This window comes from Flavonifractor plautii ATCC 29863 (genome assembly GCF_000239295.1).
GTDB classification, from domain to species: domain Bacteria; phylum Bacillota; class Clostridia; order Oscillospirales; family Oscillospiraceae; genus Flavonifractor; species Flavonifractor plautii.
Genome location: NZ_JH417772.1, coordinates 1 through 3,130, shown reverse-complemented (window position 1 = coordinate 3,130; position 3,130 = coordinate 1). Strand labels below are relative to the sequence as shown.

The 3,130-nt window shown below is 66.0% G+C and carries 3 protein-coding genes and 1 pseudogene; 1 reads left to right on the top strand and 3 read right to left on the bottom strand.

The features are described from left to right. Positions 1-72: 72 nt before the first annotated feature. The 3 genes and pseudogenes from HMPREF0372_RS09530 to HMPREF0372_RS09520 form a co-directional block, all read right to left on the bottom strand. Complete coding sequence (locus HMPREF0372_RS09530) at positions 73-510, bottom strand: hypothetical protein (protein ID WP_007491496.1); 438 nt, start codon at positions 508-510, stop codon at positions 73-75. Between the two features lie 98 nt (positions 511-608). After that, positions 609-2,092 (bottom strand): annotated as a pseudogene (gene glpK / locus HMPREF0372_RS09525) (glycerol kinase GlpK). A 14-nt stretch (positions 2,093-2,106) separates the two neighbouring features. Continuing rightward, the gene (locus HMPREF0372_RS09520) at positions 2,107-2,769 is read right to left on the bottom strand and encodes a Crp/Fnr family transcriptional regulator (RefSeq protein WP_007491492.1); all 663 of its coding nucleotides are present in this window, start codon (positions 2,767-2,769) and stop codon (positions 2,107-2,109) included. A gap of 149 nt (positions 2,770-2,918) precedes the next feature. Here HMPREF0372_RS09520 and HMPREF0372_RS20075 point away from each other — a divergent pair, with 149 nt between their 5' ends. After that, the gene (locus HMPREF0372_RS20075) at positions 2,919-3,089 is read left to right on the top strand and encodes a hypothetical protein (protein ID WP_007491488.1); all 171 of its coding nucleotides are present in this window, start codon (positions 2,919-2,921) and stop codon (positions 3,087-3,089) included. Positions 3,090-3,130: the final 41 nt, after the last annotated feature.

Here is a 3,130-nt window from a genome sequence, read left to right as displayed (position 1 = left end):
TCACCGTCCAATATGTTTGACAAACCTACAAAAGAAGCGGAAGGGGGCGGCAGGCGCCGCCCCCGGAGGGATTCAGAGACGCTCCTTTTCCGGATTGTCGGAAATGAGCCGCCGGATGGCCTCGTCCGGGTAGGACAGCAGCCGGCCGTATTCCCAGGCGAGCTGGCTGCGGTTGCCGCCGAAGTAGGCCCGCTCGGCCACCAGATTGGCCTTGCGCTCCTTCAGGCGCAGGTACTGGTCGAGAATGTGGCCAGCCCGGTAGAACAGGATGTTGAACTTGCCCTGATTCAGCGAGAGGGGAAAGAGATCGGTGAGCAGCGGGGTGTCCTCTATGTAGAGCTGGTTGCCGTACTGGTGGCAGCAGGAGCGGGCAAAGGGGATCAGGGCGTCCCGCTCTGCGGCGCTGTCCATGGGATGGCTGAGGGCCAGTGCCTTCACCCCGGAGCGCACCATCTCGTTGAAGCAGTCAATCACGCCGCACTGGTAGGAATAGGGATCAATGTTCTGCATAATCAGGGCCTCCTGTCTTGTCCCTTCTATTTTACCCCACCGCTGCCCATATGACAAGCGGGTAAAGAAAGGGAAAAAAAGGAAGATGTGTCGATTTTCTACCGGGCCCAGTCCCGGCTGCGGCCCACCGCCCGGTGCCACTGCTCCAGCAGGTGCTCCCGCTGCTCCGGCGGCATGGCGGGGGAGAAGGCGGTGTCGCACCGCCACAGGCGGCGCAGCTCGCGGTACCGCTCCACACCCCGGCGGCCAGACCGGCCAGATAGGCTGCCCCCAGGGCGGTGGTCTCCCGGATGGCGGGGCGGCGGACCTCCCGATCCAGGATGTCCGCTTGGAACTGCATGAGGAAGGCGTCCCGGCTGGCCCCGCCGTCGGCCTTGAGCTGGCCCAATGGCAGGCCGGTATCCGCCTCCATGGCGTGAACCAGGTCGGCCACCTGGTAGGCGATGGACTCCTGGGCCGCCCGGGTGATGTGCTCCCGCCGGGTGCCCCGGGTGAGGCCCACCAGAATGCCCCGGGCGTACATGTCCCAATAGGGGGCCCCCAGACCGGTAAAGGCGGGTACCAGATAGACGCCCCCGTTGTCGGGCACCTTCTGGGCGTAGTACTCTGCGTCCCGGCTCTCGGGGAAGAAGCGCAGCTCGTCCCGCAGCCACTGGATCACCGCCCCGCCCACGAAGACGGAGCCCTCCAGGGCGTACTGCACCCCTCCGTCCAGCCCGACCGCCACGGTGGTGAGCAGGCCGTTGCGGCTGGCGCAGGGCTTGTCCCCGGTGTTCATCAGCAGGAAGCAGCCGGTGCCGTAGGTGTTCTTGGCGTCGCCGGGGGAAAAGCAGCCCTGGCCGAACAGGGCGGCCTGCTGGTCGCCGGCCATGCCGGCGATGGGGATGCGCACGCCCTGTATGTCGGTGTAGCCGTAGACCTCGCTGGAGGGGCGCACCTGGGGCAGCATGGCCCTGGGAATGTCCAGGGCGGAGAGGAGGGTGTCGTCCCAGTCCAGGGCATGGATGTCAAAGAGCATGGTGCGGGAGGCGTTGGTGACGTCGGTGGCGTGGACGGCCCCGCCAGTGAGCTTCCACAGCAGCCAGGCGTCCACCGTGCCGAACAGAATCTCCCCCCGGCGGGCCTTTTCCCGGGCCCCCTCCACATGGTCGAGCACCCACTTGATCTTAGTGGCGGAGAAGTACGCGTCGGGAACCAGGCCGGTGGCGGCGCGGATGTGCTCCTCCAGTCCCTCGGCCCGCAGCCGGTCCACCAACTCCGCCGTACGGCGGCACTGCCAGACGATGGCGTTGTAGATGGGCCGCCCGGTGGCACGGTCCCACAAAATGGTGGTCTCACGCTGGTTGGTGATGCCGATGGCGGCGATCTCCGCCGGGTTTACCCCCGACTGGGCGATGACCTCCATCATTACCCCGTACTGGGAGGACCAGATCTCCATGGGGTCATGCTCCACCCACCCCTCCCGGGGGTAGAACTGGGTGAACTCCTTTTGCGCCACGCCGAGAATGTTCTGCTCCCGGTCAAAGAGGATGGCGCGGGAGCTGGTGGTGCCCTGATCCAGAGAGAGAAGATAGGTGCCCATAGCGAAGCCTCCTTTTAGAAATTGAGGGTGAAGCGGTCCCGCCGGACGGTGAGCACGCCCTCCCGCTGGAGGGCGCCGATGGTGCGGGACAGTGCGCTGCGGTCCACGCAGAGATAGTCCGCCAGGGCCTGCCGGTCAAAGGGGACGGTGACGGTGGCGCGGCCTGTCCGGGCGGCCTGCTCCTCCAAATAGGAGAGCAGCCGCTCCCGGATGGTGCGGCCGGACAGGTGCCCCAGCTTGCCCGCCAGAGAGAGGTTTTTCTCCGCCAGCACCTGGAGCAGATTGGAGATGAGCCGGGTGTGGAAGGTACAGGCGGCGGAGCAGGGGGCGGAGATGCGGCCGCAGTCGATGAGCAGCACCGCCGCGTCGGCGGCGGCCGTGACGGTCACCGGCAGGCTCTCCGCCCGGGCGCAGGCGAAGGACTCGGCAAAGAGGCCGCCGGGGCGGATCTCCCCCATGACCACTCGCTGGCCGTCGGCCTTGGTCCGGCTCACCTGCACCTGGCCAGTGAGCACCGCCCCCAGGTGGGTGGCGGGATCGCCGGCATGAAAGATTACATCCCCCTTGGAGTACTGCCGCAGCCGCGCCCCCAGACAGTCCAGCATGGACAGCAGCTCCCTGTCCCCCATGCCGTGGAACAGGGCGACCCTCCGCAGGGCCCCCAGATAGGCCTCCATGGCCGCCTCCCTTCTGTTGCAAAAGCAACCCGTTTGCCCTATGGTAGCAGAAAAAACGGACGAAGGCAAGAGAAAGCCGCCGCCGTCTTGCAAAATGGGGTGGAAGCTGGTAAGATAGGGACAGATTTGACAGAAACGGCGGTGAAGGTATGACAGGTATGTTGGCCGTTGGCGTGCTTCTGATTGCCCTTGGCGTGGTCTTTCTCGCGGTGCCTCTGGAGCAGCTCCAGAAGGTGTTCCGGCGGATGCGTTCCCGGATTGGAACCAAAATCGGCGGCGCGGTGCTGGTGGCAGCCGGTATCGCCCTGGCCCTGTACTGACATGGATAAGGCAGGCCGCCCGCAGTTTATGCGGGCGGCCT